The sequence below is a fragment of the Actinosynnema sp. NPDC002837 genome, from assembly GCF_040295345.1.
Taxonomy (GTDB): domain Bacteria; phylum Actinomycetota; class Actinomycetes; order Mycobacteriales; family Pseudonocardiaceae; genus Actinosynnema.
Genome location: NZ_JBEOVG010000045.1, coordinates 1 through 14344, shown reverse-complemented (window position 1 = coordinate 14344; position 14344 = coordinate 1). Strand labels below are relative to the sequence as shown.

General features: G+C 72.4%; 14 protein-coding genes. 6 read left to right on the top strand and 8 right to left on the bottom strand.

Annotated elements, in window-relative coordinates; genetic code table 11:
- Positions 1 to 138 precede the first annotated feature (138 nt).
- Positions 139 to 1386, top strand: a complete 1248-nt coding sequence (locus ABTZ99_RS26660; RefSeq protein ID WP_499614959.1) for a hypothetical protein — start codon at positions 139 to 141, stop codon at positions 1384 to 1386.
- 92 nt (positions 1387 to 1478) lie between these two features.
- On the opposite strand, the gene ABTZ99_RS26655 is transcribed toward ABTZ99_RS26660, so the two are convergent.
- The 4 genes from ABTZ99_RS26655 to ABTZ99_RS26640 form a co-directional block, all read right to left on the bottom strand.
- A complete protein-coding gene (locus tag ABTZ99_RS26655) occupies positions 1479 to 1850 on the bottom strand; it encodes a hypothetical protein (protein WP_498773498.1) in 372 nt (123 codons plus the stop codon).
- A gap of 118 nt (positions 1851 to 1968) precedes the next feature.
- Positions 1969 to 3336, bottom strand: a complete 1368-nt coding sequence (locus tag ABTZ99_RS26650) for a dihydrolipoyl dehydrogenase family protein (RefSeq protein ID WP_498774073.1) — start codon at positions 3334 to 3336, stop codon at positions 1969 to 1971.
- Between the two features lie 54 nt (positions 3337 to 3390).
- Positions 3391 to 4071 (bottom strand): TetR/AcrR family transcriptional regulator, encoded by a 681-nt coding sequence (locus ABTZ99_RS26645; RefSeq protein WP_499614956.1) that lies wholly within the window; start codon positions 4069 to 4071, stop codon positions 3391 to 3393.
- Positions 4072 to 4179: 108 nt separating this feature from the next.
- Positions 4180 to 4854: a hypothetical protein gene (locus tag ABTZ99_RS26640; RefSeq protein WP_498773494.1), complete on the bottom strand. Its 675-nt coding sequence runs from the start codon at positions 4852 to 4854 to the stop codon at positions 4180 to 4182.
- Between the two features lie 258 nt (positions 4855 to 5112).
- Here ABTZ99_RS26640 and ABTZ99_RS26635 point away from each other — a divergent pair, with 258 nt between their 5' ends.
- Together ABTZ99_RS26635 and ABTZ99_RS26630 are read left to right on the top strand one after the other, a co-directional pair.
- A complete protein-coding gene (locus ABTZ99_RS26635; protein WP_499614953.1) occupies positions 5113 to 5955 on the top strand; it encodes an SGNH/GDSL hydrolase family protein in 843 nt (280 codons plus the stop codon).
- 260 nt (positions 5956 to 6215) lie between these two features.
- Positions 6216 to 8465: a HelD family protein gene (locus ABTZ99_RS26630; RefSeq protein ID WP_498773490.1), complete on the top strand. Its 2250-nt coding sequence runs from the start codon at positions 6216 to 6218 to the stop codon at positions 8463 to 8465.
- 126 nt (positions 8466 to 8591) lie between these two features.
- Here the strand turns inward: ABTZ99_RS26630 and ABTZ99_RS26625 are convergent, their stop codons facing one another.
- The 4 genes from ABTZ99_RS26625 to ABTZ99_RS26610 form a co-directional block, all read right to left on the bottom strand.
- Complete coding sequence (locus tag ABTZ99_RS26625) at positions 8592 to 8801, bottom strand: hypothetical protein (RefSeq protein WP_499614949.1); 210 nt, start codon at positions 8799 to 8801, stop codon at positions 8592 to 8594.
- A 68-nt stretch (positions 8802 to 8869) separates the two neighbouring features.
- Positions 8870 to 9202: a fluoride efflux transporter CrcB gene (crcB, locus tag ABTZ99_RS26620; protein WP_498773486.1), complete on the bottom strand. Its 333-nt coding sequence runs from the start codon at positions 9200 to 9202 to the stop codon at positions 8870 to 8872.
- Positions 9199 to 9552: a fluoride efflux transporter FluC gene (locus tag ABTZ99_RS26615; RefSeq protein WP_498773485.1), complete on the bottom strand. Its 354-nt coding sequence runs from the start codon at positions 9550 to 9552 to the stop codon at positions 9199 to 9201. The genes crcB and ABTZ99_RS26615 overlap by 4 nt, the downstream gene beginning before the upstream one ends.
- Positions 9542 to 9979 (bottom strand): MarR family winged helix-turn-helix transcriptional regulator, encoded by a 438-nt coding sequence (locus ABTZ99_RS26610; protein ID WP_230566821.1) that lies wholly within the window; start codon positions 9977 to 9979, stop codon positions 9542 to 9544. Before ABTZ99_RS26610 ends, ABTZ99_RS26615 begins: the two co-directional genes overlap by 11 nt.
- A 53-nt stretch (positions 9980 to 10032) precedes the next feature.
- On the opposite strand from ABTZ99_RS26610, the gene ABTZ99_RS26605 reads away from it, so the two are divergent.
- The 3 genes from ABTZ99_RS26605 to ABTZ99_RS26595 are packed head-to-tail and all read left to right on the top strand — an operon-like array spanning position 10033 to position 14253.
- Positions 10033 to 11313 carry an MFS transporter gene (locus ABTZ99_RS26605; RefSeq protein ID WP_498773482.1) on the top strand — a complete coding sequence of 427 codons (1281 nt, stop codon included), beginning with the start codon at positions 10033 to 10035 and terminating at the stop codon, positions 11311 to 11313.
- A 54-nt stretch (positions 11314 to 11367) separates the two neighbouring features.
- Positions 11368 to 12174 (top strand): SAM-dependent methyltransferase, encoded by an 807-nt coding sequence (locus tag ABTZ99_RS26600; protein WP_498773480.1) that lies wholly within the window; start codon positions 11368 to 11370, stop codon positions 12172 to 12174.
- Between the two features lie 6 nt (positions 12175 to 12180).
- A complete protein-coding gene (locus tag ABTZ99_RS26595) occupies positions 12181 to 14253 on the top strand; it encodes an EAL domain-containing protein (protein ID WP_499614944.1) in 2073 nt (690 codons plus the stop codon).
- Positions 14254 to 14344: the final 91 nt, after the last annotated feature.

The window sequence follows — 14344 nt, the reverse complement described above, 5'->3', positions numbered from 1 at the left end:
AACGTCATCTCCAGCGATGCGCGCGACCGGCCGTCCCCCCACGGCGCTACCGTGTCCGACCGTGTGGAACGCCGAACGTCAGACCGGGTGGAACGCCGACGCGTGGACCGCCGAGCGGCGCGAGCTCGTGGTGATCCCGTGCGGCTGATCCGACTCGGGACCGAACCCTCCGCGGTGGGCGCCGACGTGCGCGCCGCGTTGAGCACCTGGGGCAACGGCGACGCCGTGCTCGGCGGTGTCGCGCTGCTCGGGGTCCGCCCGCCGGACAGCCCGCGCGACCTGGACGCGGTGATCGTGCTGCCGCGCGGCGTGCTGGTGGTCGTCGGCGTGGACCTGCCGGACCCGGCCATGCGGCTGGAGGCGCCGCTCAACGGGCAGTGGAAGATCGACGGCTGGCCGCTGACCCGACCGGACGGCGCGACGAGCCCGGCCGCCGAAGCGCTCGCGGCCACCACCGCCGTCGCCCGCCGCATCCAGGACATGCGCGGCGAACCGCTGCCGGTCACCACCGTGGTGGCCGTCGGCCCGTACGTGGGACAGGTCGTGCAGTCGACCGTCGACCTGAACCGCGGCGTGCGCGTCCTGCACCCGAAGCCGACCACGCTGCTCGCCGCCGCGCGCGAGCTGGCCACCAGCGACCGGCCGTGCTCGGCCGAGCACGCCGCCAAGCTGGTCGCCGTCCTGGCGCCGACCGGGGCGCCGCCCACCCGCCAGCACCTGATCGCCGAGGGCTTCTCCGACGCCGCGGCCGACCTGGCGTCCGCCAGCACGATGCTGCTGCCGAAGGTCACGCCCCCGCCGGCCCGCCGCAAGGCGCTGCCCTACGCGGCCGGCGCGGTCGTCGCCGTGCTGCTGGTCATCGCCTTGATCGTCTCGCTGTCGTCGGGCGACACGGCGGACAGCTCGACGACCACCACGCCGACGCCGCAGCCGACCACGGTCGTGGTGGACGGCCGGAACTTCTCACCGCGCGGCGCGGACCGGACCGACGACTGCGCCTCGCACGCGTTCGGCGACGTCCGGGGGTGGCTGACCGGGCACCTGTGCATGCAGCTTCGGCGTGCCCAGTACGAGACCACAGTGGACGGCCGCAAGGTCGGCGTCGCGATCGCGGAGCTAAGCCTGCCCGACGCGACCCGGGCGACCGAGCTGCACGCGGTCGCGTCGGCGGCGGGCTCGGGCGGCATCACCACCCTCGTCAAGGAGGGCAAGGGCTGGCCGGGCGGTCCGGCGACGTTCGACCGGTCGGCGATCCGAGTGTCGGCGAAGGGCGCGCAGCTGCGCATCACGCAGGCGGTGTGGACCGAGGGCGGGCAGGACCCGGCCGACCCGAAGCTGGCCGAGATCGCCGATCAAGCCCTGCGGCTGCCCGCCTCGCAGGGGTGAGCGGTCGCCGGGCTTGATCAGCGCACGAACGAGGACCAACTCGAAACCGGCGACCACTGGACCAACGCGCGAACCCGAGCCGGACCAGCGCCTCAACGTCCCGTGCGCACCATGCCGACCCCGATCAACCCGAACGCCACGTGCAGCACGATCACCAACCCGGCCACCGCGCACAGCGTCTCGGTGCCCGGTTTGCCCGCGATCGCGCCGAACGAGAACAACCACCCGCCCACCGCGATCGCGAATCCGGTGAACAGCACCGGTTTCGGCACGTGGGCCAGGCACAGCAGCGCGTTGGACCGCGCCCGGAACAACGTGTGCAGCACGACCGGCACGATCAGGAATCCCGGCAGGTGCACCGCGACCGGCGGCCACGAAGGGCCGCCGGGCAGGAACGTGGACGCGATGACGAAGGCGCACCACAGCACCGCGCCGATCGCGAGAGCCACAGTTCCCCTGGTCACGACCGCAGTGTAATGAGCTGAAGCCGCATTTTGAGGTTAAGAGTCTTTATGGACGCACGGTCGATACGGCACTCGGCGGAGGGTGTACACGATGTGCTGACACACCGTGCACGCAGCGTCAGAGACCGTAGGCCTCGAGGAGCCTCAACCACACCTCACTGATGGTGGGGTACGCCGGAACCGCGTGCCACAACCGGTCCACGGTGACCTCGCCGACGATCGCGATGGTGGCCGCGTGGATCAGCTCCGCCACGTCCGGGCCGGCGAACGTGACGCCGACGAGCGTGCGCTTGCGCTCGTCCACGATCATCCGCGCCTTGCCCCGGTACCCGTCCGCGTGCAGGGACGACCCGGCCACCGCGATGTCCAGGTCGACGACCCGGATCTCCAGCCCCGCCTCGCGGGCCTGCGCCTCGGACCAGCCGACCGACGCCACCTCGGGATCGGTGAACACCACCTGCGGCACGGCCGTGTGGTCGGCCGTGGCGACCGGCGCGGTCCACGGCTCCGGGTCGGTGGCGCCGGTGACGATCGCCGTGCCGACCGCCCGTGCCGCGTACTTGCCCTGGTGGGTCAGCAACGCGCGGCCCGTGACGTCGCCCGCCGCGTACAGCCAGTCCACTCCGGACACCCGACCGGTGTCGTCGACCTCCAGCGCCCCGCCCGCCGTGAAGCCGAACTGCTCCACGCCGAGGTCGAACGTCGCCGGCTGACGACCGGTCGCGATCAGCAGGTGCGCACCTCGCGCCTCCGACCCGTCCGACAGCTTCAGCGAAACCTCGTCCGATCCGTCCGAAGTGGACACACCGACCGCCTTGACCCCGGTGACGAGCCGAACGCCGTCCTCCCGCAGCCCTTCCGCGACCAGGTCGCCCGCGAACGCCTCGAACTTCGGCAGCGGCCGGGCGCCGGAGACGACCAGCGTGACGTCGGAGCCGAGCCGGGCCCACGCCTGCGCCATCTCCACGCCGACCACGCCGCCGCCGAGCACCACCAACGACTCCGGCACCTCCTGCGCGGAGGTCGCCTCGCGCGACGTCCAGTACGGCACGTCCGACAGACCGGGCAGCGACGGGATGCGCGGCACGCTGCCCGTGCACACCACGACCGCCTTGGTCGCGGTCAGCACGCGCCCGTCCACGTCGACCCGGCGCTCATCCGCCAGCCGGCCGCGGCCGCGCACCACCGTCAGCCCGGCGCCCTCGGCCCACTCGACCTGGCCCGAGTCGTCCCAGTCGGAGGTGAAGCTGTTGCGCCGCTTCAACACCTCGGCCGGGTCGAGCCGCTCACCGACCGGCACGCCGGGCACCCGACGGGCGGCGGCGAGCGCGTGACCCGGGCGCAGCAACGCCTTGCTCGGCATGCACGCCCAGTACGAGCACTCACCGCCGACACGTTCGGCTTCCACCAGCGCGGTCCGCAGGCCACCGGCGGCGGTCCGGGCGGCGGCGTTCTCGCCCACCGGGCCGCCGCCGATCACGATCACGTCGAAGTCGTCGCTCACCGGTCCACCCCACACCACCCGGACCGGCGCGGCAAGTCACGAGGGGTCGAACACCCCGGACAACATCTTCAAGATCACGCCGTCGGCCGTGCCGAGCACCACCGCGCGCTCGTCGGGATCGACCCGCTCGGCCAGTTTGAACATGGCGTCCGCGGTCTGGGCGGCCATCCGGAACGTCAACGTGACCGGCGCGTCGCCACGCACCGCGAAGCGGGTCAGGAACAGGTCGCGCAGCCGTTCGGCCATGAGTTCGTACTGGTCCACGGAGGCGTCGAGGCGGTGCCCGTCGAGCAGGTCGCTGAACCGCACCCGCCCGAAGCCGGGGATCTCGACCAGCATCCGCAGGTAGACGGCGACGACCTGCTGCACCGCTTCCCGCCAGTCCTCGGCGAGGCGACCCTCGGTGAACAGCGATTCCACGCGACCCAGGTACTCCTCCATGCCGCGCAGCGCGAGCGCGTGCACAACAGAACGCTTGTCCGGGAAGTATTGGTAGAACGATCCAATTGGCACGCCTGCTAGCTCGACGATCCGGGCGGTGGTGATGTCGTCGTAGTCGTAGTCGTTGAGCAGCGTCGCGCAGGCATCGACAATCGCGGACACCGTCGCGGCGCCGCGCTGCTGAACAGGCTGACGACGCATCACCTTGGCTAAGCGGTTTTCGGCGGGATTTTCTGGCACTCGCACATCTTGATGGATACGGACCGGTAAGCCCAAACAGGCGATTCCGGAATGTGATGTGAGTTCTGCTCATCTTTCCCGGATAGATTGTTGGGGCGCAAAACTATTTGCATACCCTGACCTGATCGCGAAATCCGGTCGGACTCACCGCGGGCCGCGCTGCGCCGGAACGGGTTCGGGCAGTTCACCGGGTGTTTCACCGACCGACGGCCGTTCGGCGGAAGCCGGGCGGGCGATCGGCGCCCCCGGCCGTCGGCGCGGTGGCCGAGTCACGTAGGGGCCGACCAGCCGGGCCAGCACCAGCCCCGGCGCGACCAGCGGCACCACCGCCGACAGCGCCAACGCGGTCGCGCCGGCCCTGGCCACGTCCCGCGGGATGACGGCCACCCGGTCGACCACGAACGCCCGCCGCCCGGTGATCGACACCAACCCCATCACCGCGAGGAACACCGCGAACGACAGCAGCGCCCACCGCACCGCGACGTAGCCGACGTCCTCGGCCGCCGCCATCACCGCGAGCCAGCCGACCGACGCCGACGCCTGCCGGCCCGCGCTCGTCATCGCCCACAGCAGACCGCCCGCCACGGCCAGGAACCCGGTGCGGCCGTCGAACCACCCGCGCGCCGCGTCCAGCCACCCCGTCGGCAGACCGGCCCACCGCACCGGCAGCACCTCCAGCGGGCTCGGCGCGCCGAACGCCTGACCCGCCACCCACGCCAGGGACCACGCCGACACGACCGCGGCGAACCCGAGCTGCCACTTCGGCCGGTCCACCGCGACGCGGCACAGCCTCGCCAACTCCCGGCGCCTCTCCTTCACCCGTCCCAGCGTGCCGGAGTGATCATGTCCCGCGATCCGGTTTCACCCGCGTGCCTTCGTAGAGCCGCTCATCGGGTGGTGGGGCGACCGGCCCGCCATCACCCGACGTGGCGCACGGCCCCACCCCGGCTCGGCATCCGACCCGGCGCCACCGTCGTGAACACGCTCGGGTGATCTACCCCGGCTCACCGGCACGCTCCTGCGGCCCAGACCACATCATGGCCAGCGGACACCCCCGATCACGAAGAGGAGGCGGTCGTGCGCAGGCTGCTACCGGCGTTGCTGGCGGCGTTGTCGATCACCTGGACGGCCGGTGCGGCGGTCGCCGAACCGGGCTACGAGTACGTGGCGCTCGGCGACTCGTCGGCCGCGGGACCGCTCATCCCGCAGCAGGACCCCGAAGCCCCGGGCTGCCTGCGCTCGACGAACAACTGGCCATCGGTGCTGGCCGCCCGGATCGGGGCCCAGCTCACGGACGTGACGTGCTCCGGCGCGGTGACCGACGACCTGGCCGGGTCGCAGGCGACCGTCGACGGCGAGCAGCAGGCGCCGCAGGCCGACGCGTTGAGCCCGTCGACCGACCTGGTGACGCTCACCATCGGCGGCAACGACGTCGCGCTGGGCGACGCGGCGTTGCAGTGCGTCAACCTGCTGCCCCCGCCGTTCGGCACGTCGTGCCGCGACGTGTTCACCGCCGGCGGTCGGGACGAGCTGGCCGAGCGGATCGACGCCTACGCGGCCGAGTTCGCCGCCGCGCTCGACCTGGTCTCCGCCCGCGCGCCGCAGGCGCGGGTCGTGGTGGTCGGCTACGGCACCCACATCCGGCCCGGCGGCTGCTTCCCGGACCAGCCGATCTGGCCCAAGGACGCGACCTACCTGCAAGCGAGCATCCACCGGATGAACGTGCTGTTCGCCCGGGCGGCGGCCGAGCACGGCGCGACGTTCGTCGACGTCGAGTCGCCGAGCACGGGCCACGACGCGTGCGCGCCGGCACGCGTGAGGTGGTTCGAGGGCGTGACCCTGACCGGCCCGGCCGCGCCGATGCACCCGAACAAGGACGGCATGGCCGCGATCGGCGGGATCGTGGCCGCCCAGCTGTAGCGAGCGCGGGCCCGCAGCCCGCCACCAGGACCGCCGGACCAGCACCGCCAGGCCGCCGTCGAGCACCCGCTCGACGGCGGCCTTCGCGCGTTCACGGTGTCGGGTCGCGGGCGCGGACTTGTTCACGCACCGGCGGGAAGAACGTGTAGTAGATTAGACGTTCTGCGCATGACGAGCGCAGGACTGTGAGCCCGCAAGAAACCCTCAGCCGCAATGCGACACACAGGCTGATAAAACACGCTATCCAGAAATGAGGCACGTTGTCAAGCCCCTCCGATGACCTCCGGCTCGCGGAAACCGAGTCGGAGCAGGAATACGTGTCGATGCTGTACCGCAGGCTGGACGACCTCCGCGAGCAGAGCTCGAAGCGCCTGGCCGGCGCGCTGCGGCAAACCGGCGGGACGCACCAGATGCGCTCCGAGCGGGACACCTCGGTGGCCATGTACTCCGACCAACTGGCGCAGTACAGCGCGGTGGAGAACGGGTTGTGCTTCGGCCGGCTCGACTTCCACACCGACGAGCGGTTCTACATCGGCCGGATCGGCTTGTTCGACGAGGACAAGGAGTACGAGCCGCTGCTGATGGACTGGCGCGCGCCCGCCGCCCGCCCGTTCTACCTGGCCACGGCCGCCGCGCCGGAGGGCGTGCGCAGGCGCAGGCACCTGCGGACCAAGCAGCGCAAGGTCGTCGGGTTCGACGACGAGGTGCTCGACATCAACTCGGTCGACCTCGACCGCCGGTCCGAGGGCCTGACCGGCGAGGCCACCCTGCTGGCCGCGGTGAACGCGAGCCGCACCGGCCAGATGGGCGACATCGTCGCGACCATCCAGGCCGAGCAGGACAAGATCATCCGCACCGAGCTGAACGGCGTGGTCGTCGTGCAGGGCGGTCCGGGCACGGGCAAGACGGCGGTCGCGCTGCACCGCGCCGCGTACCTGCTCTACACGCACCGGCGGCAGCTGGCGAAGCGCGGCGTGCTCGTGGTCGGGCCGAACGCGACGTTCCTGCGCTACATCGGGCAGGTGCTGCCGTCGCTGGGCGAGACGGGCGTGCTGCTGTCGACCGTCGGCGAGCTGTTCCCCGGCCTCACCGCGGTCGGCCGCGAGCCCGCCGAGGTGGCCGCGCTGAAGGGCCGCATCGAGATGGCGGACGTGGTCGCGCACGCGATCCGGGACCGGCAGGAGGCGCCGAGCCTGGTCGAGGTGCCGTTCGACGGCGACGTGCTGCGGCTGGACCGGCGGGCGATCAGCGACGCGCGCGGCCGGGCGCGGCGCACCAGGCGACCGCACAACGAGGCGCGGCGGACGTTCCAGCGCGAGATCATCTCCACGCTGGCGTCGCAGGCCGTGTCCCGGCTGGGCAGGCACCTGCTCGACCAGGCCGACGTCGACGACATCCGGCGCGAGCTGCGCGAGGACCCCGCCGTGCAGTCGGCCATCGAGAAGCTGTGGCCGACGCTGTCGCCCCAGACCCTGCTCGAAGACCTGTACGCGTCGCCGAAGCTGATCGCCAAGGCCACGCCGAAGCTCTCCCCCGCCGAGCGCGAGCTGCTGGCCCGGCCGCGCGGCGCCGAGTGGACGCCCGCCGACGTGCCGCTGCTCGACGAGGCGGCGGAGCTGCTCGGCGAGGACGACACCGAGGCCAAGGCGCGCGCCGAGCGGCAGCGGCGGCAGGCGATCGACTACGCGCAGGGCGTGCTGGACATCCTCGACCTGGAGGACGACGCCGACCCGGAGATCCTGATGGCGACCGACCTGGTCGACGCCTACAAGCTGGCCGAGCGGCACGGCGCGGAGCGCTACGAGACGGCGGCCGAGCGCGCGGCGGCGGACCGGACGTGGACGTTCGGGCACATCATCGTGGACGAGGCGCAGGAGCTGTCCCCGATGGCGTGGCGGACGTTGATGCGCCGGTGCCCGTCCAAGTCGATGACCGTGGTCGGCGACATCGCGCAGACCGGCGACATCGCGGGCGCGTCGTCGTGGCACGAGGTGCTGTCGCCGTACGTGATGGACCGCTGGAAGCTCACCGAGCTGACGGTCAACTACCGGACGCCGTCGGAGATCATGGCCGTCGCGGCGGACGTGCTGGCGTCGGTCGACCCGGACCTCGTGCCGCCGACGTCGGTGCGGGACAGCGGTTTCGCGCCGTGGAGCCTGCGGGCCGAGTCCCTGGTCGAGGCGCTGCCGACGCTGGTGGACAAGGAGGTCGCCGCGATCGGGGACGGCAAGCTGGCGGTGATCGTGCCGGCGGCGTCGGTGGCGTCGCTGCGCGCCGCCGTGCCGGGCGCTTCGGACGACCTCGACGCGCAGGTGGTGGTGCTGGCCGTGACCGACGCGAAGGGCCTGGAGTTCGACTCGGTGCTGGTCGTCGACCCGGCGGGCATCCTGGCCGAGTCGCCGCGGGGCGCGAGCGACCTGTACGTGGCACTGACCCGTGCCACCCAACGGCTGGGCGTCGTGCACACCGGCGACCTGCCGGAGGTGCTGGGGCGGTTGGCTGCCGTGTGAGCGGTGACCGGGATCGAGGCGGCTGCGGGCCGCACCGCAGCCAAGGTCGGCGGCAAGCTCTTCGGCGCCGCGAAGCAGTCCCTCGCCAAGAAGCGGTCCGCCACGACAGCCGCACGTTGACGGCCGTCAGAGTCGCCGGCCCACGCCCGAGGCGCTGTGGTCGGCGCTGGAGCCGATCGTCACCGACAGGAGTCCGAGGTCATCTCCCAGATCGCGCTCCAACTGCTCGACGAGCGGCAGGGCGACGGTGCCGGCGAAGTTCTGCGGTTGGTGCTCCGCCGCGGCGGCTACTCCGGCATCGAACTCGCCGCCCGGACGCTCGGTTACCTGGTGCATGAGTGAGAGGGACGTGCCCGAAGAGGTGCGGGACTTCCTCGACCGGTGGATGAGGAGGGAGTTCGACGTCACCGGGTGAGGGCGTAGCCGAGGGCGGCGGCGGCCAGGCCCGCGGTCAGGCTCGCGGTGACGTTGGCCAGGGCCTGGAGGTAGCGGCCGTCCTCGGTCAGTCGCACGGTCTCGTAGCTGAACGTGCTGTAGGTCGTCAGGCCGCCGCACAGGCCGATCCCGACCAGGGCGAACAGGTGCGGTGACGTGCCGGCGACGCAGCCGAGCACGAACGAACCGACGACGTTGACCGCGAAGGTGGCCCAGGGGAACGACCGCTGGACCAACCGACCGGCCGCGTAGCGCAGCGACGCGCCCACCGCCGCGCCGACGAAGACCAGCAGCACCGTCATGGCCACACCCGGCGGGTCGCGGCCATGGCGGCGAAGGTCGCGCACAGCGCCAGGAACAGGGTTCCGAACAGGTAGGCGACGGCGGTCAGGCCGCCCAGCCGCACGGCGTCCAGCGCGTAGCCCGAGAACGTGGTGAAGCCGCCCAGCACACCGATGCCGAGGAACGGCCGGGCGAGCGGGTGCAGGCGCGGCACCAGGACCATCAGCACACCGATCAGCGCGCAGCCCACCACGTTGACCAGCAGCGTCCCCCACGGGCCGGGGACGACCGCGGACAGGCCGAACCGCGCCAAGCCGCCGACGCCACCGCCCAGGGCGACGGCCGCGACGGTCCGGACCTCAGTGCGCACGCAGGTGGTCCACCAGGTGGTCCAGGGCGGCCAGGGCGCGGACCACGTCGGCGCGCTCGCCCGGCTCGAGCTTGTCCAGCGCCGACCCGATGCGCTTCTCGTGCGCGGCCTGCCAGACGGCCAGCTGCTCGTGCCCCTGCGGCGTCACGGAAAGCCGGGCCACGCGCCGGTCGCTGGGGTCGCCGCCCCGTTCGACGAGACCGTTCTCGATCAGCTGGCCGACGAGCCCGCTGACCGTGTTGGGCGCGAGCCGCAGCTCGGCCGCGAGGTCGCCCACGCGCATCGGGGGGCGCTCGGCGAGCGTCTGGAGCAGCTCGACCTGCGCCATCGGCAGGGAGTCCCACGGCCATTCCGACCGGATGCTCGTGCGCAGTGCCCGGCGGAGCCTCGTGACCACGTCGGTGAGCGAGCGTGCCTCGTCTGACATGCGCGAATGGTACTGGGTCGCAATATGTCGGATACCGAGATAGTCTGGCCACGATGAATCGCTCCCTGCGCTGGTTCGTCGCGGAGTCACCCCGCCCGCGGCGGGTCGCGACCTGGGCCGGTGCGCCCTGGCTGGCCGTGGCCACGGTGTGCCTCGGCGCATTCCTCGGTCAGTTCGACGCGAGCGTCGTCACACTCGCCCTGCCCGCATTGCGGGACGACTTCGGCGCGTCACCCGAGTGGGTGTCGCTGGCGTACCTGTTGACGCTGGCCGCGTTCGTCGCGCCGATCGGGAAGTGGTCGGACCGGCGGGGTCGCAAACTCGTGTACCTGTACGGGTTCGTGGTGTTCACCGGCGCTTCGGTGGCATGCGCGTTGTCCCGGGACCTGGACGTGCTGATCGCGTTCCGGGTGGTGCAGGCGTTGGGCGCGGCGATGTTGCAGGCCAACAGCGTGGCGCTGGTCGTGGCGGCCGTGCCGCGCGACCGGATGCGCCGGGCGTTGGGCGTGCAGGCGACCGCGCAGGCGTTGGGGCTGGCGCTCGGCCCGACGGTCGGCGGCCTGCTGGTCGAGGCGTTCGGGTGGCAGTGGGTGTTCCTGGTCAACCTGCCGGTCGGCGTCCTCGCCCTGGTCGCGGGCCACTTCCTGCTGCCGCGCACGCGTGAGCGCGGCAGCGGCCCGGTCGACGGGATCGCCGTCGTGCTGCTCGCCACGGCCACCACGGCGTTGCTGCTGGTGCTCTCCGGCGCGAGCCCGTTCCTGCTGCTGCTCGCCCTGCCGGCGGGCGCCGGCTACGTGTGGCGCGAACCGCTGGTGCGCCGGGTCAAGGGCGGCCTGTTCGGCGCGACGTGCGGGTACCTGGTGCTGTTCGGACCGCTGGTCCTGGTGCCGTTCACGTCCGACCGCGGCCCGCTGGCGACCGGCGTGCTGCTCACCGCCCTGCCGGTCGGGTTCGCGCTCGGCGCGGCGCTGCCGTGGCGAGTGCCGCAGGCGGGCGCGGCACTGTCCACAGTGGCCTGCGGGGTGCTCGCCTGGCACGTCCACCCGGTCGCCCTGGTGGCGTTGGGCCTCGGGCTCGGCCTCTTCATCCCGGCCAACAACGCGGCCGTGCTCGCCGCCCTCCCCCGAGGCGACGCCGGGTCGGGTGGCGGCCTGGTGAACCTCGCCCGCGCGCTCGGCACCGCGTTCGGCGTGGCGGTCCCGCTCTTCGTTCACGCGCACTGGGGACCACGAGTGGCGTTCGGGACACTGGCGGTGATCGTTCTGATGATCCTTTGTACGCCGATCGGGGACAAGCTGCCGCGTCTCGGCCCACGGGTACGGCCGCATCAGTAATCTCGCCCCGGTGGGGCGAGAGCTGGGGCTGGCACACACACGGGTGAGGACGCGGTGGCGGATCGGCTGAACTGGGTCCCCGACGACGTGAACACCGGGCTGCCCAGCGCCGCGCGGCTCTACGACTACCTGCTCGGCGGCGGGCACAACTTCGCGGCCGACCGCGAGCTCGCGGAGCAGTTCCTCCGCGCGCAGCCCAACGCCCGCACGATCGCCCGCCTCAACCGCGCGTTCCTGCGCCGGGCGGTGCTGCACCTGGTCGAGGCCGGCGTGCGGCAGTTCCTCGACCTCGGCTCCGGCATCCCGACCGTCGGCAACGTGCACGAGGTCGCGCGCAAGGTCGCGCCCGAGTCGCGCGTGGTGTACGTGGACTTCGAGGACGTCGCCGTCGCGCACAGCCGGATGATCCTGGCGGGCGACGACCGGTCCGCCATCCTGCACCAGGACCTGACCGAGCCGGACGCGGTGCTGGCGGACGTCCGCGACACCGGCCTGATCGACTTCGCCGAGCCGGTCGGCGTGCTCGCGGTCGGGATGTTCCACTTCGTGGCGCCCGAGCGCGACCCGGCCGGCGTGGTCGCCGCGTACCGCGACGCCGTGCCGCCGGGCAGCCACCTCGCCCTGTCCCAGTTCACCTACGACCTGCAACCCGAGGCGATGGCCCGCGTCGTGGCCGTGATGCGCGACAGCCCGGACCCGATGTTCCCCCGCACGCACGCCGAGATCACCGCGCTGTTCGACGGCTTCGAGCTGGTCGAGCCCGGCGTGGTCCCGCTGCCGCGGTGGCGGCCGGAGGAAGGCGCCGTCGAGGAGGACGCCGAGCGGGCGGGGATCTTCGCCGGGGTGGGGCGCAAGAAGTGAGCCGACGTGTCGCCACGCGCTAGGACCCGGCGGCAGGACGTCGCCCGCGAGTGGATGCGGGCGGTCTACCCCACCGCGTACGTGCCGATGTCACCGGTCGAGATCGAGCTGTACCTGCTCGAACTCGTCGATGTGATCGCCGACGCGGTCCAGGCCGAGCCGTTCACCGTCGACCCGGTCGCGGTGGTCGGCCAACGGCTGGTCGAGGCGCACTTCACCGGCCCGGACACGTTGCAGCGCACGGTGGACGTGCTCGGGCACGCCCTGCTGTTCAGCCCCGAGCTGCGGGACGTGCCGCGGCTGGCGGAGAAGGTCGTCGCCATCCTGGGCGCCGTGAGCGCGGGCTTCGCCACCGCGATGCGGCTGGACGCGCTGGACCAGCAGGAAGAGGTCAAGCTCGCGCTCATGGCGGCCAAGCTGCGCGCCGAACGCGTGCTCGAGGCCAGCGAGGCCAGGTTCCGCGAGGTGTTCGACGCCTCCGCGTTCGGCATCGTGATCACCGACCTGCGCGGCCGGTGCGTCGAGGTGAACGGGGCGCTGGCCGAGATGATCGGCCGCGACCGCGGCGAGCTGACCGGGCGGCGGCTGGTCGAGCTGTTCGACCCGGCCGACGCCGAGGCGCTTGCGGCCAGGTACCGGGCGGTCGGCGACGGCCGGGTGGCGCGGATGCGCGAGCAGCGACGGCTGCTGCGCGAGGACGGCGAGCCGGTGTGGGTGCACCTGGCGGTGTCGTCGCTGCGCGACGCGGACGGCGAGCCCGCCTACCACGTGACCATGGTGGAGGACGTCAGCGAGCTGCACCTGCTGCGGAAGAACCTGGACTTCCAGCTGCTGCACGACTCGCTCACCGGCCTGTCCAACCGGCAGCGCTTCGCCACCCGGCTGGAGGCGCTGCACGGCAGGTCCCAGGTTGGGATCACGCTCTACCACCTCGGTCTCGACGCGTTCTCGCTGGTGGACAACGGCCTCGGCCACGCGTTCGGCGACCGGCTGCTCACCGAGGTCGGCCACCGGCTCGAAGCCCTGCTCGAAGAGGACGTCGCGCTGGTCGCCCGGCTCGGCGGCGACGAGTTCGGCATCGTGGTGGACAACTCGCCGACCACGCCGAGCGTGCCCGACATGGTCGACCGGATCAACGAGGCGCTGCGGCGGCCGATGGAGGACGGCGTCGCCCTGTCCGCGTCCATCGGCGTGGTCGACCGGCCACCCGCCGGGTGGGACGTCGCGGAGATCCTGCGCGCGGGCGACACGACCCTGCGCCGGGCCAAGACGTGCGGCAAGCGGCAGTGGCTGCCCTACGACAAGCACGCCGACCGGGCGCTGCGGGAACGGCACGCGCGGGCCGCGCGGATGCCCGGCGCGTTGGCCGAGCAGGAGCTGGAGGTCGAGTACCAGCCGGTCCTCGACCCGGCCGACGGGCGGGTGCTCGGGCACGTGGCCCGGCTGCGCTGGGACGACGTCGGGCACGCCGAGTGCGTCGCCCTGGCCGAGGAGACCGGGCTGTCGCCGGCGCTCGGCCAGTGGGCGCTGCACGAGGCCGCCGTCGCCGCAGTCGGAGCTTCCACGCCGGACTCCACTGCGTCGGATTCTTTCGGGCACCTGTACTTCGAGCTCTCCCCGATGCAGTCCCGCGACGAGGACCTGGTGCGCACGGTGATGCGGACATTGGACGTGACCGGCCTGCCCGCGTCCCGGCTGCAGATCTTCCTGGACACCCGGTCGATGCTCGACGGCATGGGCGACGACAACGCGCAGGTGTTGCGGGACAACGGGATCGCCACCGGGCTGACCCGGTTCAACGGCGGGCAGGCCGAGCTGTCGCTGCTCGACGAGCTGCCGGTGGACGCGCTGGTCCTCGACCCGTCGGTGGTCGGCAGGCTCGCCGACCGGCCCGAGTCGTTCCTGCACACCGCGGTGGAGCGGATGGTCGCGCTGATCCGCGAGGCCGGGGTGTCGGTGCTGGTGCCGGACCTGGCCACGGCGGAGCAGGCGGCGTGGTGGACGCGGGTCGAGGTGGACGCCGCGTACGGCGACCACCTCGCGCCCGCCGTGCCGTCCTACGAGCTGTCCGACGCCTAGCGCCTGTTTCACAAGTCTCGTTCGATGAGAGTCGCGCCTGAGGTGGTTCCCGGCGGTGCGGCCGAATGGGCCGCATACCGCTGTTGTATGT

Bases quoted from the DNA above. Each gene is read 5' to 3' on its own strand.
- ABTZ99_RS26610 (WP_230566821.1), bottom strand. From the start codon at position 9,979: ATGTCAGACGAGGCACGCTCGCTCACCGACGTGGTCACGAGGCTCCGC.
- ABTZ99_RS26625 (WP_499614949.1), bottom strand. From the start codon at position 8,801: ATGCACCAGGTAACCGAGCGTCCGGGCGGCGAGTTCGATGCCGGAGTA.
- crcB (WP_498773486.1), bottom strand. From the start codon at position 9,202: ATGACGGTGCTGCTGGTCTTCGTCGGCGCGGCGGTGGGCGCGTCGCTG.
- ABTZ99_RS26605 (WP_498773482.1), top strand. From the start codon at position 10,033: ATGAATCGCTCCCTGCGCTGGTTCGTCGCGGAGTCACCCCGCCCGCGG.